The sequence below is a fragment of the Nostoc sp. ChiQUE02 genome, from assembly GCF_034531305.2.
In the GTDB taxonomy this organism is placed as follows: Bacteria; Cyanobacteriota; Cyanobacteriia; order Cyanobacteriales; family Nostocaceae; genus Nostoc.
The window spans coordinates 39,822-57,695 of the sequence record NZ_JAVRBN020000009.1 but is presented as its reverse complement, the minus strand read 5'-3'; the positions used below and the strand labels follow the sequence as shown (position 1 = coordinate 57,695).

Below are 17,874 nucleotides of genomic sequence, written 5' to 3'. Positions count from 1 at the left end.
ATTAAAATGGACGACTACCTGCAAGGCTAACCCGTTTCAAGACCCTTCGCTCGTTTGGATCAAATGCTTGACGGTAATGCAAGGTAGCTTGATTATCCCAGTAGACAATATCGCCTACAGACCATTTATGTTGGTAGTAGAATCGGGGCTGATTCAAATGCTGACGCAACTGTTCAATTAGTTTAGATCCTTCTTCAGGCTGTAACCCTACAATCTCTACTTCAGTAGCAGCATCTAAGTAAAGATGCTTTTTGCCACTCTCAGGATGTGTCCTAACTAAAGGATGGGGAAAGATAGGACTTATTAAAGGAATATTCTTATCTAAACGATACAGAGGGCGGGGTGCATTCCGGTCTTGCAAAAATGGGTTATAGGTAATTAACTGTAAATCTGCAATCCGTTCTTTGGTGGTTTCATCTAATGCCTCATAGGCTAAATTAGTATTTAACCAATAAGTATTTCCGCCTTGAGAAGGTATTTCCAAAGCATAAAGAAGTGAACCACTAGATGGGGTGGGAGTCCATTTGTGGTCAGAATGGAAAGTTAGTTCTCCAGTACCGGCATAGCCGCCATCGACATTAGAAATCGGAATCACCACCGGAGTTTCTCCTGGTTTAGAAGCCAATACTGGAGTTTCATCAGATGGTACAAAGAGTGCGCCAAAGTATAGAGCGAAGTTCAAAAGTTCTTGATCAGAAAGCCTTTGGTCTTTGAAAATCAAGATATGGCGATCGCGCAGAGCTTGCTTAAGTTGTAATATGACTTCAGGTGCAATAGGTTGACTGGCATCAAGATCAGTAACTATGGCTCCCAAAGGAGCATCAATAGGCCTAATTTTAACTTTTGTCAAAGTCGAGGAAGGCATAACATTCTCCTGTGTTTTATTCTTGGGGATAACTACTTATTAGCTAAAACCTCTGAGGGAGTAATTTTGGCATACTCTTCAGGTGTCAAAAACCCATCTCTAACATTCACTTTTTTGGGGATAAGTCCTAAGCTGTACCACTTATCTGCAACCTCTTGTTGCTTGGTAATGGTTTTCTCAGTAATCGGTAGCAGCCCATAGTCATATTTATCATGCATGACTTCTAAAGTAGGTGGATCTAGCTGAGTTACAGGAGCAAGCAGTTGTGCTACTTCTTTGGGATGATCCTTAGTCCAAATTTCTGCCTTTTCTAACTCCTCTAGAAACACTTTAATTACGTCAGGATGAGCCTGATAAAACTGGCGTGAGGTTGAGTAAAAGTTTCCAGTATCCCGCAACTTATCGCCATCTGTTAAAACACGAGCTATTTTCTTTTGTACATTTCTGGTAGCGAATGGCTCCCAAATATACCAAGCATCCACCTTGTTCTGACTGAATGCCGCATTTGCGTCTGGCGGCGCTAAAAAAACTGATTGGACATCGCTCAGTTTCAGCCCCGCATCTTCCAATGCCTTAACTAATAGGTAGTGTCCAATGGAGGCTTTCTGGAAAGCTACTTTTTTGCCCTTCAAATCGGTAACGCTTCTAATCGGTGAGTTGACAGGAACTAAAAGTGAAATAGCTTTACCACTAGGACGTGTAGTCGCTAGATAAACAAGAGGCGCTCCTGCTGCTTGTGAAAATACAGGAGGCGATTCGGCTGTAGATGCGATATCTAGTCCATTTGCATTCAGAGCTTCTAGCTGTTGTGGCCCAGCTGCAAACTCAGCCCACTGTACTTTAAAACCCAGAGGCTCTAATCGCTTTTCTAAGGAACCCTGTTTTTCTAAAATTGCTAAAGCGGTAAGTTGTTTTGAACGTACAATCCGTACTACTTGCTTTTCTGTTGGCTTCTCTATAGTGCTAGATGAAACCACCGATTCAGGCGAAGTTGCCGACTGTTGAGTGTTATTTTTTGCTTTGCTACAACTCGATAGGGCTGTTGATAGCATTAAGCAGTAGCCCAGAGCAAACAACAAGGAACGACGTGTTGTTCTCTGGCTTTTTCTGAATTCAAACTTTCCTTTTAAAGCTGGCATGGGTTGTTTTATTAATTTCCCTCTAGGTGGTTAGAACAATGATGATTAATTGCAATGTAAAAAAACAAAAAATCTTATTTATTAATTTATTTAAAAACTAAAATAAATATTTTTTATAAATTTAAAAACTTTATTAATGAAATTAGGGAAGAGAGTGGGTATTACCCACCCTGCAACGACTCGAGGAACTGAAAATTTAATAGTTAGGAGGGAAAAATTTAGGAAGTGGAGTGAGAAGATCCCACTCCAATGTTGTGCTCGTGGAAGATTGAAACTTGTGAGTAAAACTCTGTCTTGTTCGTGTTCAGTTTTGCTAATGCTTCCAAGCGACTAGGATTGTAGCTTTGAGTTCTTCTGTAAAATGTCCAGACGGCTCAACTGCTAGTAGCGCTTCTCTAAGATCCTTTTCAAATGCTGGGGCGTTATCGCCATAGAAAATTTTAAGAGAGAAGGCTGTAGTGTATAAGTAGCCAAGATAGCTATCGACAGTCCAAGACTTTTCAAATGGCACTTCATAGCTTTCCTGACGAGCAAAAGCCGAATTTGCAATTACAACTTCATGGGGAGGATCGACTGGCTTACGAGTCCCTTGTCCTCGTTGTCCAGTCCGCCGCTCATCACCTAACCATTTCTTCACTACTCCAACAGCAGCTTGTTTCCAAGGTAGATTGCTTTCCCAAGGGTTATCACCAGTCTGAAGCAGTGCTATTCCACCATCATCATTCAGCAATTCATAAAGGCGTTCAAGGACTAATTCGCGTTCCATCCAATGGAAGGCTCTACCAATGGTGGTTAATTTAAATTTCCCTAAACTAGAGTCGATAAATTCTGCTCCTTGTTGTAACCAAGTGATATTATTGGCTCCAACTGCTGCTGCTTGCCGTTTAGCTTCCGCAATCATGTCGGGATCGGGATCGATCGCCACAACTTCTTCAAATTTGGTTCGCAGAGGAATTGAAATTAATCCTGGGCCAGTACCTAAATCAAGGAGTCGTCCTTGACCATTGAGATTAAATATTTCGGCTAGTTTGTCGAATACAACAGGTGGGTATTTGGTTCTATATTGAGCGTAGCCTTCTGCGGCTCCCTCAAATAAACTTGGGTCGTAGGTAGGAAGTGTTTTTAGTTGAGTCATATCAATTTTGGATTTTGGATTTTGTAGAGACGCGATTCATCGCGTCTCTCTGTCGAAATGAGGGAGCAGGGGGAAATAACCAATGCCCTAAGAATATTGCGTGATAACGGGTAGCTGATCGTTGAGTACCCAATCGCCGATCGCACGCAATTTGTAATCCACAGGATCGTGGAGGGTAAAGGTTCGCAAATCTCGCCAGTAACGGTCAAATCCATATTTTGTTGCTGTGGCGCGAGTTCCGGTAACTTCAAAGATGCGATTGGTAATATCTATACCTACACGGGTAGCTAATGCCTTGGACGCGGAAACTACGTTAGCGAAGCTCGCCGCAGGCATCGCAACTTCTCCCCTCTCTTGATGAGTCAGCGCTACATCCTTTTCCCATGCTGCTTTTTGTGTAGGTTAGTTTTTGCAAACCGATGCAATAAAGGTACAAATCAATGCGATAAAGGTACAAACCGATGCATCAAAGGTACAAATCGATGCAATAAAGGTGCAAGTTGATGCAATAAACGTGCAGATTGTTGGTATCAGACACAGAATTTAGAAGAAATGTAGAGTGAGCCTTGCCCACTCTACAAGTGAACAGAGGAAATGGAACATGGAACGTTGTAAAGATGGGCATTGGTCATTGGGCATGGGGTATAGTCATTCTTTCCTTATTCCCCATTCCCCATTCCCTATTTCCCAGCTAGATATTCGTTGGCAGCTTTCTCAACACCTGTACCCTTGAAGAAGTCTTGATTGAGACTGGTGTACAACTCCAAGGGATGGATTGAGAGGAAGTAGCGGAGGTCTTCTTCGGTAATGATTTCACGTTCTGCCATTGAGTAGGCGTTGGCTGTAACGGCAGTGATATCAGGCACATCCCAGTGACCGGAATCTGAACCTAAGAAGGCTTTAACGCGATCGCCAAAAGGATTAGCTGCACGATTAAAAGCTTGGCTTACACGGGTATCGTCTGATTCTGTACCGAAGTAAAAATGATTCAAGAAGCGATCGCGCACATCTTCTGGCTTCTCAATTCCTGCTAGTTCAAATTCGTCGAGTTGGCCTGGATCTTCAGGAGCCAATAGTTGATGGTGGAATCCTAAACCGTCACCAATTTTATCTAAGCGTCCATCTACCAGTTCGCCACCGTAGCGGGTATACAACTCTACTAGTGCTTCCTTATCGATAATGGCAGGATTGTTATTTGACAACAAATGTTGTTTGTTACGGGTTTCCCAGTGCCAAATAATATCAGCGTATAAACTAGCACCCCAAGCTGAACCACCTTCTAGGAAGGCAAACTTTAATTGCGGGAAACGACGGGTAACTCCGCCAAAGAACAGCGATTTGCATAATGCTTCTGCTGCAAAGGCAAAGTGATTAATGTGATTGTACTGGGCGTTGGTGACAGAACGCTGTGTTGTCCAACCTTGGCTAGAAGCATGAGTTGTGGGTACAACTTTCAGTTCTACGCACTTAGCCCAGAATGGATCGTAATCATACTGGCTATCTAAGCCAAAGTTATCAATCCAAACCACTTCGTTAGCCACTTCTTTGCCGTATTTTTCAAAGGCAGGAATTGGACGACGGACGTAACCAGGAATTTGAATTGCTTTGAGTCCCAGAACATTCACTGCATATTCCAACTCTTCAATCCCTTCTTCGGGAGTGTGCAGGGGGATGGCGGCGATGGGTGTTAATCGGTCAGAATAAGGGCGGAAAATATCAGCATGGTAGGTGTTAACTGCTCGACAAACAGCACGCCGCATTTCTTCGTTGCCGATATTCGGAGCCATTGTTGCCAAGTTGGGGTACACAACCGCAAAGTCTGTACCTGCTTCTTGCAAGCGTTCGTGCAGCAACTTGGGCAAGCTAATAGTAGCTAAATTCAAAGTATTTTTTGTTGGACGACCCCACCAGTTAGGGCGATTGGAGCGATAAGCAAAACGTTCTTCCCAAGTTTGCTTGTACCACTTAAAGCGGGAAGATCCTAGTAAATTTTCTTTGAAACGTTCGACAAGTGCAGTTCCACCAACTTGCTCTAAATAATCCAAGACTGCTGGTTCAAATTCTTGGGTATGTACATCAGTGTCAATAATCGGATAACCAAGTTTTTCCCGAATTTGAGCAGACCTGGTTTTTTGTGGACGGTCTAGAGCAATCGTCATGATAATTTACCCTAAATTATTCAAATTGTTTATGGGGATTGGCAAAGACGCAGAATCAATCCTTTGTAGAGACGGCGATTTATCGCGTCTCTTACCTGATTTATCGCGTCTCTTACCTTAATTTCCCAGCCAAAAATTCATCTGCTGTTTTCTCCACAGCCGTACCCTTAAAAAAGTCACGATTCAGGCTGGTATACAACTCCAAGGGATGAATTGACAGGAAATATTGCAAATCTTCTTCGGTGATAATCTTGCGTTCTACCATTGAATAGGTATTAGCTGCGATCGCAGTAATATCAGGTACATCCCAATGACCAGAATCAGAACCCAAAAATGCTTTAACGCGATCTCCATAGGGATTAGCTTTGCGGTTAAAGGCTTGAGCTACACGGGTATCATCTGATTCTGTCCCGAAGTAGAAGTGATTCAAGAAGCGATCGCGGATATCTTCTGGCTTGCTAACTCCTGCAACGGCGAATTCATCCAAATCACCTGGTTCTAGGGGAGATAATAACTCGGCGTGGAAACCTAAACCGCTACCTAGTTGATCCAAACGACCGTGTACTAATTCACCACCATAGCGCGTATAGAGTTCTAGCAATTCTTCGCGATCGATATTGGCGGGATTGTTATTTTCCACCAAATGATCTTTATTGCGGGTATCCCAGTGCCAGATCAAATCAGTGTATAAACTAGCACCCCAAGCTGCACCTCCTTCCAGGAAAGCAAACTTGAGAGTGGGGAAGCGGTGAGTTACACCACCAAAAAATAGAGATTTACATAGTGCTTCCGCAGCCGATGCAAAGTGACCAATATGATTGTATTGGTAATTGCTAATCGAACGCCGATTGATCCAGCCCATACCGGAAGAATGGGTGGTGGGTACAACTTTCAGTTCTACGCACTTAGCCCAGAAGGGATCGTAGTCATATTTACTATCCAAGCCAAAAGTATCAATCCAGATGGCTTCGTTGGCTACTTCTTCGCCATACTTCTCAAAGGCGGGAATCGGGCGGCGGATATGTCCGGGGATTTGAATAGCTTTGAGTCCCAGCACTTTCACCGCATATTCCAATTCTGCGATCGCCTCTTCGGGCGTATGCATGGGAATAGCGGCAATGGGTGTTAGGCGATCGCTATAAGGTCGGAAAATATCAGCGTGGTACGTGTTAGTTGCACGACAAACAGCCCGCCGCATTTCTTCATTGCCGATGTGTGGAGCCATCGTTGCCAAGTTGGGGTACACAACGGCAAAGTCTGTACCAGCTTCTTGCAAGCGTTCGTGTAATAGTTTTGGCAAACTAACTGTGGCTAAATTTAAAGCGTCGTTCGTAGGACGAGTCCAGAAAGGAGGGCGGGCAGTGCGGTAAGTGCGGCGTTCATCCCAAGATTGCTTAAACCATTTAGAGCGAGATGCACCAGGTAAGTGTTCTTGAAAACGCTCTGCAATCGCAGTTCCAGCAACTTGCTCTAAATAGTCTAAGAATGCTGGGGGAAACTCTTGGGTATGTACATCAGTATCAATGATAGGATAGCCCAATTTTTCCCGAATTTGAGCAGACTTGGTTTTTTTTGGACGGTCTAGTGCAATAGTCATAGGTTCTACCTGATTTTTCAATTTGATTGGGTAGATAGTCAATGCCGATTCAGAAGGTTGTTTACTCTCTTCTCAACAGCAATTCTTTTGAAGAAGTTGGGATTTTTCTTTATATGTGGCGTGACTAGTAAAGATAAAATCTCGAAAATCAGCTTCACTGATAATTTCCTTCTCCATAAATTACCTCTGCGCCTCTGCGTGAGTTTTTCATATCTTTAATCAACAAGAACAATAAAATTAACGCGGCTGTTCATTAACAGCCCAATCTGTTAATTTAAAGTCAGACTTTGCTAAACCCTGCGAGACTAAAAAATTCTTTGTTCCCTCTAAAAGCTTCACACCCTCGGCTGGTAATGGTTCTTCTGATACCTGTTTGAGTGGGAACGATACTTTAATTATATCGATGGGATATTTAGTAGTTTGAGCATGATACTGATAATATTCTTCAGAATTAGCTTTTAAATCCTTCGCTGCTTCTGTGAGAATTGCATTAAATTTCTGGGGAAAATTAGGCTGTTTCGCTAGAAAGCTTTCGGTTGCTACAACTAATGATGTCCCCGATAAACCCTGATGATTTGCCGAAGAATCAATCACTGGAAATCCTTGTGATTTCAGAAAAGGCCCCAGATCGCTTGAGGTTGCATAAGCTCCTACATCACCACGTTCTAAAGCTGCTTTTGCCTCAGTAGTCATCAAGTGGACAACTTTTACATCTTTGGCAATTTTAGCTTCAGCTAATAGACCCAACAGGTATCTATGCATATAAGAGCCTTTCTGGGTAGCTATTTTTTGACCCTTAAGTTCAGCAAGCGATCGCGGGCCATTCTTTTTCGCTACTAACCAGGCGGTTGTATTAAATTGGCTGATCCGCAACAGTCGAGTTTCCTGACCCCTAGCTTTCAAAACTATGGCTGGTGTATCGCCTAAAGAACCAACATCTAATTGTCCGGCGACAAGCGCCTCATTTAGATCCGGCCCGTTAGGAAATCTTGCAAAAGTAATGTTTTTAAATCCTGCTTTTTGCAACTCGCGCTCTAATATTCCCTTTTTCTTTGCCCAACCAAGCGATCCTGTAGGTTCTGAACTACCTACATAACCTATACGCAGGGTAGAAATGTTATTAGATGCAGCGACAGCATTATTAACATTAACAGCCTCAACGGATTGTGCAGATTTAGTTTCGCCTTGGCTACATGCTGTAGTTAGTAGCAGTAGGACGCAAGCAACCGAGGTTGATAATCTGGAAGTAAATTTATTTTTACTGATAGAACCTGTTACTACTGGTAACGACAGCATCACTTTTTTCTCCGCCGTATTATACGCCGTGTGTAACTTTCTCTTAGACCTAACCCCCAACCCCTTCCCTACAAGGGAAGGGGAGCAGGAATCAAAGCCTCTCTACCTGTGGGGACTGCGGTGTATACACAAGTCTGAAATACCTGATGAATCTGGATTTTACCCCACCCTAACCCTCCCCTTGGAAAGGGGAGGGAACTAGATATTCTTTCCCCCCTTTCCAAGGGGGGATTAAGGGGGGTAATTCGAGTTGTGTAACACCGTAGCCCTGTAGGGGAGAGGAATGGAAGCGGGGTTCTAAGAATAAGTTGCACATCGCGTTACTATTTCATCTGCTTCAGGATTTGGAATGTTTGATCCGCTTTTGCTGTTGAAGTGCGTTTATGCCCCCAACCGATGTTTTCTCGATAACTACCCAGTAGCCCAACTTCTGCCAATTCTGCCTCATTGACTGAAGCCGTCACATCGCTTTCTGGTGCTACATAAAGAGCATCAACTGGACAATACAATTCGCACATATAACAGGTTTGGCAGTCACTCTGTCGAGCAATGGTTGGCGGCGCATCAGGTACACGGTCAAACACGTTGGTTGGACAAATGTTCACGCAGATATTACATTTTATGCACCGCGACTCGCTGACCAACTCAATCACACTAACGCTCCTATTTTGGATTGTGACTTTTCTGTACTATGTAAAGGCTGACTTTTCACCCAAACATGATCTAATCCGCCACTAATCAGGTGATGTTGCTGGTTAGCATCAAGTTCTGGATAGTCTTGATGTTTGTGCATACCACGAGTTTCTTTGCGTTCAATGGCACTGCTGTACATCCATCGCGCTGTGGCTACCATTGCCGTAGCTTCTCGCGCCCGGATTAGCTCTTTATCTGATGTTACCTGGCTACTGCGGAGTTCTTGCCAAAGATGATTTAGCTTACCCAAAGACTCGGTTAAGCCTTGTTCTGTACGGAAATAGTTCTTTTCGTAAGGGAATACTTCGGCTTGGACTGCTTGAATAATTTCATCAGTTGCCAAGGTTTGAGAGCGATCGCTCCCACTCTGTAATCCTACCTCTCCAACACCATGAACGTGGCGTTGAGTTTTGTATTCTCCCAAACTACGGCTATATTCGGCAGCCGATTTTCCCGACCAATAGCCAGAAGATATTGCCCATGCCGCGTTGTGACTACCACCGCCAGTAAATCCACCACAAATCAGTTCGCGTGTAGCGGCATCTCCAGCCGCGTAAAGTCCCCGCACAGAACTAGCACAACTCTCATCTACAATCCGAATTCCTCCCGTACCGCGCACAGTTCCCTCTAAACGCAGAGTCACAGGGAAACGTTGAGTAAATGGATCGATACCTGCACGGTCAAAGGGTAAAAAGAAGTTGGGCTGTGCTAAACGCATAGATGGCCGCATCGATTCAGCCGCTTTGTCTATGATGGCGTAAACTGGCTGTTGCAGTAATGTTTGGGCAATTACTGAACGTCTATGAGAACTGGCCCCCGGAATCACAGTACCGTCTTCGTAGGTGAAGGTTGCCCAATTATAAAACAGGGTTTTGGTGACTGAAGAAAAGGCGGGGGAGATGCCATAGGCATTGGAAAATTCCATACCCGACATCTCGGCACCTGCTTCTGCCGCCATTAGATAACCATCCCCTGTCAGGACGTTGCATCCTAACGCTTTACTTAGAAACGCACAGCCGCCTGTAGCAATGATCGTGGACTGCGATCGCACTAGCCATTTACTACCAGTTTGACGGTTCACACCTGTTGCACCAGCAACAGCACCATCGTCATCTACCAGTAGTTCTAAGGCGGGGCTATTGTCTAAAATCTTCACTCCAGCGCGTTGAATTTGCCGCCGCATCAGCCGCATATACTCCGGCCCTTGCAGCGATCGCCGGTAGGGTTTGCCTTCATCGTCGGTAGGGAAGGGATAACCCCACTCTGCTAACTGATTGACGTTTGCATAGGTCTGATCAAGTACTCGATCCATCCAATTGCGATCGGATAAAAACCCACCCAACGATTCCCGACTTGCCTTCGCTGTTTCCCGTGCTTCTGGATCGGGTGGCACGTACCACACACCATTACCAGATGCAGCGGCGCATCCAGTTGTGCCACAATACCCTTTATCTACCAGGACAACTTTAGCTCCACTTGATGCAGCACTCCATGCCGCCCAAGTTCCAGCCGGGCCACCCCCAATCACCAGCACATCCGCTTCTAAGTCGAGTTCAAAATCGGTTGTTAACGTCTTTAGCATCTATAATTTCCCCATCGATAAAGTCTTAAGCATCAAGTCTTCACCCCATCGATGCTGCAAAATATTTAGAAAGTTGCTTGCCTGTCTACTTGGCAGCTTACTAGTAGCCTTAATAAATTTTGGCTCTTTTTCCCACCAGATCAACAAACAACTACTTTATCTTGATCGATAAACCGTAGTTTGCAATATAACAAAGCTTTTCACAGTTTTCGACAAAAAGCAAGCATTTTAGCAAATAAATTCAAACGTAAAGTTATGTAAAATAAACTTTATTATCTCTCTTCAGAGACTTGCTTTTTATAGTGTTTTGTGCAAATATCCAATGTTAATACAGAAAGTACTTAATTTCGATAGACTTACCGTGGTTTAATAAATTTTTCCAAACAAGAGCAAGGAATCCTATTCCGGCTCAAGGCATTTACCTACCAATGTTTTTTAGAGTTCGAGCAAGAGTGAAAGTAGCTAATAGGCTGTCTAGCGTCTAAAGTTTACAAATTCCGAAATCCTAGCTGTTCTTGGCGAGGGTAACAAATTGGTGAGGTGCATTGGCACAGAAGGAATCGGAAATATCTGGTTTCTGGGAATAGCCTCATGGCAAAAATCTAGAGAAGACTGAAAGTTACAAAATGCCCATAACTAAAGCTCACAGTTAGTTACAGCCGACTGGGTTTTTAGTTATTTAGCCTGTTTTAACTGACTTCAGTGACTAATTCTATAGCTGAATTGTATGATATCTCAAAAGTTTTTGCCAAAAGTCTTCTGTGAAAATTACTTTTTTGAAAGTAAATGTGTAGCGGTGAAGCGCTAAATCTTTGCGGGGCGTGCAGATGTATGCCCATACTTGAAGCCGAAGAAATTCCAAGAATTATATATACGGATGTTCGCTCTTCCACAAGGTCTTGTAGCTACCAAAAAAGATTGAGCAGCGGAATTTAGTTGATATTGTGTGAGGAACAAACAACCCATGTCTAAAGTTTTGTGGAATTATTTGCTAGTGATTCCAGCTTTGTTCGGTGGACTCGTAGTCCTGTCTTCAGCTGCACTTGCTGCTGAAGTGGAAAAGACAGCACAGCCGACACAGCAAGTAGTACCAATTGACAAGATTATCCCAACTGGCATTGCTCAGAAGACTTCATCTGAATCATCTCCAGCACCTGTGAATGCAGAACCCTTGGGTAATCGTAGCGATCGCATAGAGCAAGTTACATCTGTATCACAACTCTCTGATGTTCAACCTACAGATTGGGCCTTTCAGGCGTTGCAGTCTCTAGTTGAGCGCTATGGTGTGATTGCGGGATATCCAGATGGCACATTTAAAGGTAATCGGGGGCTGACTCGTTATGAATTTGCTGCTGGCTTGAATGCAGCCCTCGATCGCCTCAACGAATTGATTGCTACTAGCACTGGAGAGTTGGTACGAAAGGAAGACTTAGCGACTCTGCAAAAACTGCAAGAACAATTTGCCTCTGAACTCGCCGCACTGCGCGGACGGGTAGATGCTCTAGAGACGCGTCAAGCTAAGGTGGAAGCCAATCAGTTTTCTACAACTACCAAACTAGTTGGTGACGCAACATTTCTAGTAGCAGATACATTTGGCGATCGCGCCAATAATACAGCTGCTGATGATACAAATGATGGGACTCAAACCATCTTTGCTTACCGTGCCAGACTTAACTTTCAAACGAGCTTTACAGGTAGAGATCAACTAACCACTCTTTTAACAGCAGGAAATAACATTCCTAACTTAGGGACGACTACAGGAACCCAGATGACCCGTTTTACCATTGATGGTGATGGGAGAGGTGATACGTATCTGAGTCAGTTAACATATCGTTTCCCATTAGGCTCAAAAGCTACTGTGTGGGTAGGTCCTAGAGCACTTCAACCAGCTGTATTTACTCCCACCTTAAATGGTGCGATTGGTGGACTAAACGGTGCTGTTTCCCGGTTTGCCACATTCAACCATACTGTTTATCGACCAGGTTTTGATGGTGCGGGTTTAGCTTTTGGGTATAAGTTTAGCGATAAGTTGCAATTAAGCTTAGGTTACATAGCAGATAATAATCAGGCTCCTAACCCTACCCGTGGACTTTTCAATGGTACTAATTTGGCACTTGCTCAGTTAACCATATCGCCCACGCGCCAGCTAGATATTGGTCTAACTTACACCCGCAAATACTATACTGATAACACTACTGGTGCTGACCCGGCTTTTAACGTTACTGGTGGTACAGGTAGCGCTTTCGCCAGAAATCCTTTTGAACAAAACTCCACTACAACCGATAACTTCGGATTTCAATTTAACTGGAGAACCACTCGGAGCTTAACTTTGGGTGGTTGGTTTGGCTATACACGCGCCCATCAAAACAGAGGCGGTGATAGTGACGCGACGATCATTAATACTGCCCTCACTGTTGGTTTTCCAGACTTGTTGAAGAAAGGCAATGTGGGTGGGATTATCGTTGGGATACCGCCTAAAGTCACGAGTAGTGATTATAGAAATGGGGCTGGAATTCTTCGAGAAGATCCAAGTACCTCTTTACACATTGAGGCTTTCTACACTTATCGGGTGAATGATAACATCACTGTAACTCCAGATTTTTATGTGATTACCAAACCAGAACATAACGATAACAACGATCCGATTTGGGTAGGTGCTCTCCGCACTACCTTTACTTTCTAACCCACAGACTTTTTTCTTTAAGAAAGATCCAACACAAAATGAGCAAAGCCGAAGAGTTTTCCTGTTTTCTTTTTTTCTAAAACCTCCTGCCTTTCTTCTGTCAATACTTATCTAGATTTTGAATACTAACATCTTCTAAATTATCTAGTTTGTCAGAATTATTGGTTGAGTTGGAGGATTTGTCATAGAAACCACCTACCTCTGCCAAAGTATAGAGGGGTCTGGCTTTAACTTCTTCGTATATGCGCCCGATATATTCGCCTAAGATGCCCACACTGACTAACTGCACAGATCCGAGAAAGAAAATTGCCATCAAAATAATCGTAAATCCCGTTAAAGGCGAATGAGGGACAAAAATACGCCAATACAAGACTAATAAAGCCATGAAGATGGCTGCCGCCGCTGCTATTAACCCTAAGTAAGTTGATAACCGCAGTGGTACTATTGAAAAAGACACTAGACCATTGATGGCAAGTGCCAAGGATTTGCTGAAAGTGTATTTAACTTCCCCAGCAAAGCGGGGGTTGCGCTCGAACCGAATTGCTGTTTGCCGAAAGCCAACCCAAGAACGCAGACCACGAATATAACGGGTGCGTTCTGGCATAGAGTTAAGAATATCTACGATCTGCCGATCCATTAAACAAAAATCACCAGTATCAGTAGGAATGTCTACATCTGCAAGCTTCTTAAGGATGCGATAAAAGAAGTAGGCAGTAGAACGCTTAAACCATCCTTCTTTGAGGCGTTGAGTGCGTTGAGCGTAGACGACTTGATAGCCCTGTCGCCATTTCTCAACCATGTCGGGGATTAGTTCTGGTGGATCTTGTAAGTCAGCATCAAGGATGATGATAACTTGACCCCGGACAAAATTGAGACCAGCAGTAACGGCAATTTGGTGACCAAAGTTACGAGCAAAACTCAGATAGCAAATGCGCGGGTCTTTTTGATGGAGGTCTCGTAGTAGTTGTAAGGAGCGATCGCGGCTACCATCATTGATTAAAATTAATTCGACAAGACCGTCCATCCGATCCATTACTGCACAGAGTCTGCGGTATAGTTCAGGAATAATTTCTTCTTCGTTATAAATTGGAACAATCAATGAATACTTTGGTAGCATCGAGGAATCTTGTTTAATTTTTGAACAGCCAAGCTGACAGATTGCTTGCGATCGTAAAGTTTTGGTTCTCAGTATACCTAGCAAGACTCAAGTTAGATTTTCATAATTTATTTATTCTTCGGGTTGATGTTATCTGAAGAGTCTGATTCTTTAAGTCTTTCTATAGCTTTTTTGGGAAAAGTCCGACGATGGCGATACCAAGTAGACCCTCCTACCAGCGTTCCAGTTAAGCCTAAGGCGAGTACTAGCGGCAAGAAATCGCCTGTATTGACTGCCTTCAGACCAGAACTACCTAGTAATACAAAAGGTAAGACACTAGGAACAGTACCAAGTGTTGTACCTAGAACATAATCTTTAAAGCTGATCGAAGTCAGTCCAGCGACAAAATTGACCAAGCCATAGGGCATGATTGGTACTAGTCGGATGGCAAACATATAAAAAAGCCCTCCACGACGCACCTCAGCATCCATCGCTTGCCAGCGTCCTGCTAATCGTTTTGCAACTGTTTGGCGTCCAATAGTCCGAGTAAAAATAAAGGCAATTATTGCCGCAATGACTGCTCCAACACTAGTCCAGACAGTACCCAGCCAAGGCCCAAAAATTGCACCTCCAGTCAAATTTAGCACCGTTGAGGGCAAAACTAACATAGTTGCCACAACGTATAAAGCAATATAAATAATAGGTGCCCAGATACCAGAAGATTTCAGCAAAGCTTGAATTTGTGCTGGTTCAATGCCACCAAGAAGATATACTGCTATACTGGTCGCAATTATGCAACTTAGTGTGAGTAGCAAAATACCAGCTTTCAAGTTCCACACTAGAATACTCCTACTTTTTTTGTAACCCAACCCATCTTTCTCAAATTTCTCCCTTAATTAATTCTTGAAAACTTCGCTTCTGGAAACTAGTAGTTCGCCAAGTTCCCTTGACGGGGTAAAGGGAAAAGGTTTTTGGCTCTTTACCCTTTAACCTTTCCCCTTTACCCAATCTAAACCCAGCAATTTTGGCTTGGCAGACTACTAGTACAGCTTGACGGAAATCCAGCTACCATCTCAATTAACAAGACTTGAGGCTTGAGCAACTGGTTAAAGGTAGGTAACCTTTCGTCACAGTGTACTAGAGTAAATATTGTATTAAAGAGTCTAGTTATCAGCGATCATAACCTTTATTTAGGCACAGACCAACAAACCGCAAGCTAGCAAGGGTTCTGTCGATGAAACTGGAAGCTCACAGTTTAGAGTTGCAAAAATGTGGGTAATTAACACAAAACTTGTATTCTTCACGACAGCCATTGTTGCGGCAAAAGTGTCATGATTACCAGGATTATCCACAAAAGAGTAAATTTTGTGGGCTGTTCTTCTTTATGAATCGTTAATCTAATACTCGCTTTTTAAATAATTTCCTGTAAAATGCTGATTAAAATCTACGGTAATTGTGTCGACTTGTCGTAGATTTAAGACCTCATACCCTGACAAACATGGAAATTCTCTGGTTTATTCCTACTGGATCTCATGACGGACGCTATTTAGGCACAGATATTGGCTCTCGTGTTGCCACACCTGATTATTTGCAGCAAATTGCCCAAGCTGTGGATAGTTTAGGCTACACAGGCGCATTGTTACCCACAGGGAGTTCTTGTGAAGATGCTTGGATAACCGCTGCCGCTTTCATCTCTGTCACCAAGCAAATGAAATTTCTCGTAGCAATTCGTCCTGGAATTACTTCCCCAGGTGCTGCTGCACGGATGGCAGCAACATTTGACCGGATTTCTAAAGGAAGATTGTTGATTAATGTGGTGACAGGTGGAGATCCGGTACAACTCGCTGGGGATGGCTTGCATCTTAGTCATGACGATCGCTATGATTTAACCGATGAATTTCTTACAGTTTGGCGGGGTATCGTCAGCGGGGAAACAGTCGATTTCCAGGGAAACTATCTGGATATCAAAGGCGGTAAACTCTTATTCCCACCAGTTCAAAAACCCTATCCACCCTTGTGGTTTGGTGGCTCATCTGCTGCTGCCAAGCGGGTTGCTGCTAAACATATAGATGTTTACCTGACTTGGGGTGAACCACCACAACAAGTTGCCCAAAAGATTGCCGAAGTTAGAAGATTGGCGGCTGAACAAGGTAGAACAGTTCGTTTTGGGATTCGCTTGCACGTGATTGTGCGAGAAACCGAATCTGCTGCTTGGGATGCTGCCAATGAGCTAATTAAGTATGTAGATGAGGATGCGATCGCAAAAGCTCAGAAAGACTTGGCTAGTTCTGATTCTGAAGGACAGCGGCGCATGAGTCAACTACATAGTGGTAGTCGAGAAACCCTAGAGATTAGCCCCAACCTCTGGACAGGAATTGGATTGGTGCGGGGCGGTGCTGGTACGGCCCTAGTTGGAGATCCCGATACCGTTGCCGCTAGGATGATGGAATATCACAATTTGGGCATAGAAACCTTCGTGTTCTCTGGATATCCCCATTTAGAAGAAGCATATCGCACCGCCGAATTATTATTTCCACGGCTACCTTTGCAGAGGGAAACTGCACCACTAACGCCACCAGTCTTGAGTACTGTTAGCGAAATAGTGGCCAGTGAAAAATTTGCTAAACAACTAACGAGTGCTTCATGACCGAATAATTCGTAATTCGTAATTCGTAATTAAAGAGCAAATTACGAATTATGTTTACGAAGCTTCTAGATTCATCCTTTGGAACAATCTAAAATCCAGAATTCCATGACTATTACCTTAAAACGCACCAAAAGCAACAATAATATATCTCTGAGCGAGGTGTTAGACAACCCGCAAATCGAGAAAATAGTTCCTTGGATTGTGCCTGTTCTAGTACTAGTACTTTGGGAACTTTCTTCCAGAACTGGTTTACTCTCAACCAGAATTTTACCAGCCCCCAGTGGCGTAATCGCTACAGCCATTAAACTAGCCTCCACCGGAGAACTGTTTCAACATATAGGAATTAGTGCTGGGCGGGCGATATCTGGTTTTATCGTTGGTGGCAGTATTGGGTTCGGTTTAGGATTGCTCAATGGCTTTTCCCGTATAGCAGAAAAGTTATTGGATAGTTCCTTACAAATGCTCCGTACTATCCCTAATTTGGCATTAATTCCGCTAGTGATTCTCTGGTTTGGTATCGGCGACCAAGCTAGATTATTTCTGGTGTCTATGGGGGTATTTTTCCCGTTATATCTCAATACATTTCATGGCATCCGTAGTGTTGACCCTGGACTAATTGAAATGGGAAAAGTCTATGGATTAAAAACACCACAACTTCTGTGGGAAATTATTTTTCCAGGAGCTTTGTCTTCGATTCTCGTTGGTGTGCGTTTTTCTTTGGGAATTATGTGGTTGACACTAATCGTAGCAGAAACGATCGCAGCAGATTCTGGTCTTGGTTATATGGCAATGAATGCCCGTGAGTTTATGCAAACTGATGTTGTGGTCTTGAGTATTGTGATCTATGCATTGCTGGGTAAATTAGCAGATGCTGTTGCCAGAGGATTAGAAACAAAATTCTTGGCTTGGAACCCCAATTATCAAAAGTCATAAATGCCAAAGTTACCAAAGTCAAAAGTTGAAAATTATTGATTTAAACTTT

14 protein-coding genes are annotated in these 17,874 nt (G+C 43.5%); 3 read left to right on the top strand and 11 right to left on the bottom strand.

The genetic code is table 11. The features are described from left to right. Position 1: 1 nt before the first annotated feature. The 9 genes from RM347_RS11965 to RM347_RS11925 form a co-directional block, all read right to left on the bottom strand. On the bottom strand, positions 2–865 hold the full coding sequence (locus tag RM347_RS11965; protein WP_322716482.1) for a TauD/TfdA dioxygenase family protein: 864 nt from the start codon (positions 863–865) through the stop codon (positions 2–4). A gap of 32 nt (positions 866–897) precedes the next feature. Next, positions 898–2,004 (bottom strand): aliphatic sulfonate ABC transporter substrate-binding protein, encoded by a 1,107-nt coding sequence (locus tag RM347_RS11960; RefSeq protein WP_322716481.1) that lies wholly within the window; start codon positions 2,002–2,004, stop codon positions 898–900. Between the two features lie 313 nt (positions 2,005–2,317). Continuing rightward, positions 2,318–3,139, bottom strand: a complete 822-nt coding sequence (locus RM347_RS11955; protein WP_322716480.1) for a class I SAM-dependent methyltransferase — start codon at positions 3,137–3,139, stop codon at positions 2,318–2,320. An 87-nt stretch (positions 3,140–3,226) separates the two neighbouring features. After that, complete coding sequence (locus RM347_RS11950; RefSeq protein ID WP_322716479.1) at positions 3,227–3,475, bottom strand: acyl-CoA dehydrogenase family protein; 249 nt, start codon at positions 3,473–3,475, stop codon at positions 3,227–3,229. 344 nt (positions 3,476–3,819) lie between these two features. Further along, complete coding sequence (locus RM347_RS11945; protein WP_322716478.1) at positions 3,820–5,298, bottom strand: amidohydrolase family protein; 1,479 nt, start codon at positions 5,296–5,298, stop codon at positions 3,820–3,822. A 112-nt stretch (positions 5,299–5,410) separates the two neighbouring features. After that, positions 5,411–6,895: an amidohydrolase family protein gene (locus RM347_RS11940; RefSeq protein ID WP_322716477.1), complete on the bottom strand. Its 1,485-nt coding sequence runs from the start codon at positions 6,893–6,895 to the stop codon at positions 5,411–5,413. Between the two features lie 237 nt (positions 6,896–7,132). Next, a complete protein-coding gene (locus RM347_RS11935; RefSeq protein ID WP_322716476.1) occupies positions 7,133–8,191 on the bottom strand; it encodes an ABC transporter substrate-binding protein in 1,059 nt (352 codons plus the stop codon). A gap of 323 nt (positions 8,192–8,514) precedes the next feature. Next, the gene (locus RM347_RS11930) at positions 8,515–8,844 is read right to left on the bottom strand and encodes a 4Fe-4S dicluster domain-containing protein (RefSeq protein WP_179073389.1); all 330 of its coding nucleotides are present in this window, start codon (positions 8,842–8,844) and stop codon (positions 8,515–8,517) included. Beyond that, positions 8,841–10,466 (bottom strand): FAD-binding protein, encoded by a 1,626-nt coding sequence (locus tag RM347_RS11925; RefSeq protein WP_322716475.1) that lies wholly within the window; start codon positions 10,464–10,466, stop codon positions 8,841–8,843. The genes RM347_RS11930 and RM347_RS11925 overlap by 4 nt, the downstream gene beginning before the upstream one ends. 964 nt (positions 10,467–11,430) lie before the next feature. On the opposite strand from RM347_RS11925, the gene RM347_RS11920 reads away from it, so the two are divergent. Next, positions 11,431–13,149, top strand: a complete 1,719-nt coding sequence (locus RM347_RS11920; protein ID WP_322716474.1) for an iron uptake porin — start codon at positions 11,431–11,433, stop codon at positions 13,147–13,149. Positions 13,150–13,249: 100 nt separating this feature from the next. On the opposite strand, the gene RM347_RS11915 is transcribed toward RM347_RS11920, so the two are convergent. Together RM347_RS11915 and RM347_RS11910 are read right to left on the bottom strand one after the other, a co-directional pair. Beyond that, complete coding sequence (locus RM347_RS11915; RefSeq protein WP_322716473.1) at positions 13,250–14,266, bottom strand: glycosyltransferase family 2 protein; 1,017 nt, start codon at positions 14,264–14,266, stop codon at positions 13,250–13,252. Positions 14,267–14,373: 107 nt separating this feature from the next. Next, positions 14,374–15,084 carry a TVP38/TMEM64 family protein gene (locus tag RM347_RS11910; protein ID WP_322716472.1) on the bottom strand — a complete coding sequence of 237 codons (711 nt, stop codon included), beginning with the start codon at positions 15,082–15,084 and terminating at the stop codon, positions 14,374–14,376. Between the two features lie 659 nt (positions 15,085–15,743). Between RM347_RS11910 and ssuD the strand changes: the two genes are divergently transcribed. Next, positions 15,744–16,892 (top strand): FMNH2-dependent alkanesulfonate monooxygenase, encoded by a 1,149-nt coding sequence (ssuD, locus tag RM347_RS11905; protein WP_322716599.1) that lies wholly within the window; start codon positions 15,744–15,746, stop codon positions 16,890–16,892. 105 nt (positions 16,893–16,997) lie between these two features. Then, positions 16,998–17,825, top strand: coding sequence for an aliphatic sulfonate ABC transporter permease SsuC (ssuC, locus tag RM347_RS11900; protein WP_322716471.1), 828 nt, complete (start codon positions 16,998–17,000; stop codon positions 17,823–17,825). Positions 17,826–17,874: the final 49 nt, after the last annotated feature.

Bases quoted from the DNA above. Each gene is read 5' to 3' on its own strand.
- RM347_RS11965 (WP_322716482.1), bottom strand. From the start codon at position 865: ATGCCTTCCTCGACTTTGACAAAAGTTAAAATTAGGCCTATTGATGCT.
- RM347_RS11960 (WP_322716481.1), bottom strand. From the start codon at position 2,004: ATGCCAGCTTTAAAAGGAAAGTTTGAATTCAGAAAAAGCCAGAGAACA.
- RM347_RS11955 (WP_322716480.1), bottom strand. From the start codon at position 3,139: ATGACTCAACTAAAAACACTTCCTACCTACGACCCAAGTTTATTTGAG.
- RM347_RS11950 (WP_322716479.1), bottom strand. From the start codon at position 3,475: ATGCCTGCGGCGAGCTTCGCTAACGTAGTTTCCGCGTCCAAGGCATTA.
- RM347_RS11945 (WP_322716478.1), bottom strand. From the start codon at position 5,298: ATGACGATTGCTCTAGACCGTCCACAAAAAACCAGGTCTGCTCAAATT.
- RM347_RS11940 (WP_322716477.1), bottom strand. From the start codon at position 6,895: ATGACTATTGCACTAGACCGTCCAAAAAAAACCAAGTCTGCTCAAATT.
- RM347_RS11935 (WP_322716476.1), bottom strand. From the start codon at position 8,191: ATGCTGTCGTTACCAGTAGTAACAGGTTCTATCAGTAAAAATAAATTT.
- RM347_RS11925 (WP_322716475.1), bottom strand. From the start codon at position 10,466: ATGCTAAAGACGTTAACAACCGATTTTGAACTCGACTTAGAAGCGGAT.
- RM347_RS11920 (WP_322716474.1), top strand. From the start codon at position 11,431: ATGTCTAAAGTTTTGTGGAATTATTTGCTAGTGATTCCAGCTTTGTTC.
- RM347_RS11915 (WP_322716473.1), bottom strand. From the start codon at position 14,266: ATGCTACCAAAGTATTCATTGATTGTTCCAATTTATAACGAAGAAGAA.
- ssuD (WP_322716599.1), top strand. From the start codon at position 15,744: ATGGAAATTCTCTGGTTTATTCCTACTGGATCTCATGACGGACGCTAT.
- ssuC (WP_322716471.1), top strand. From the start codon at position 16,998: ATGACTATTACCTTAAAACGCACCAAAAGCAACAATAATATATCTCTG.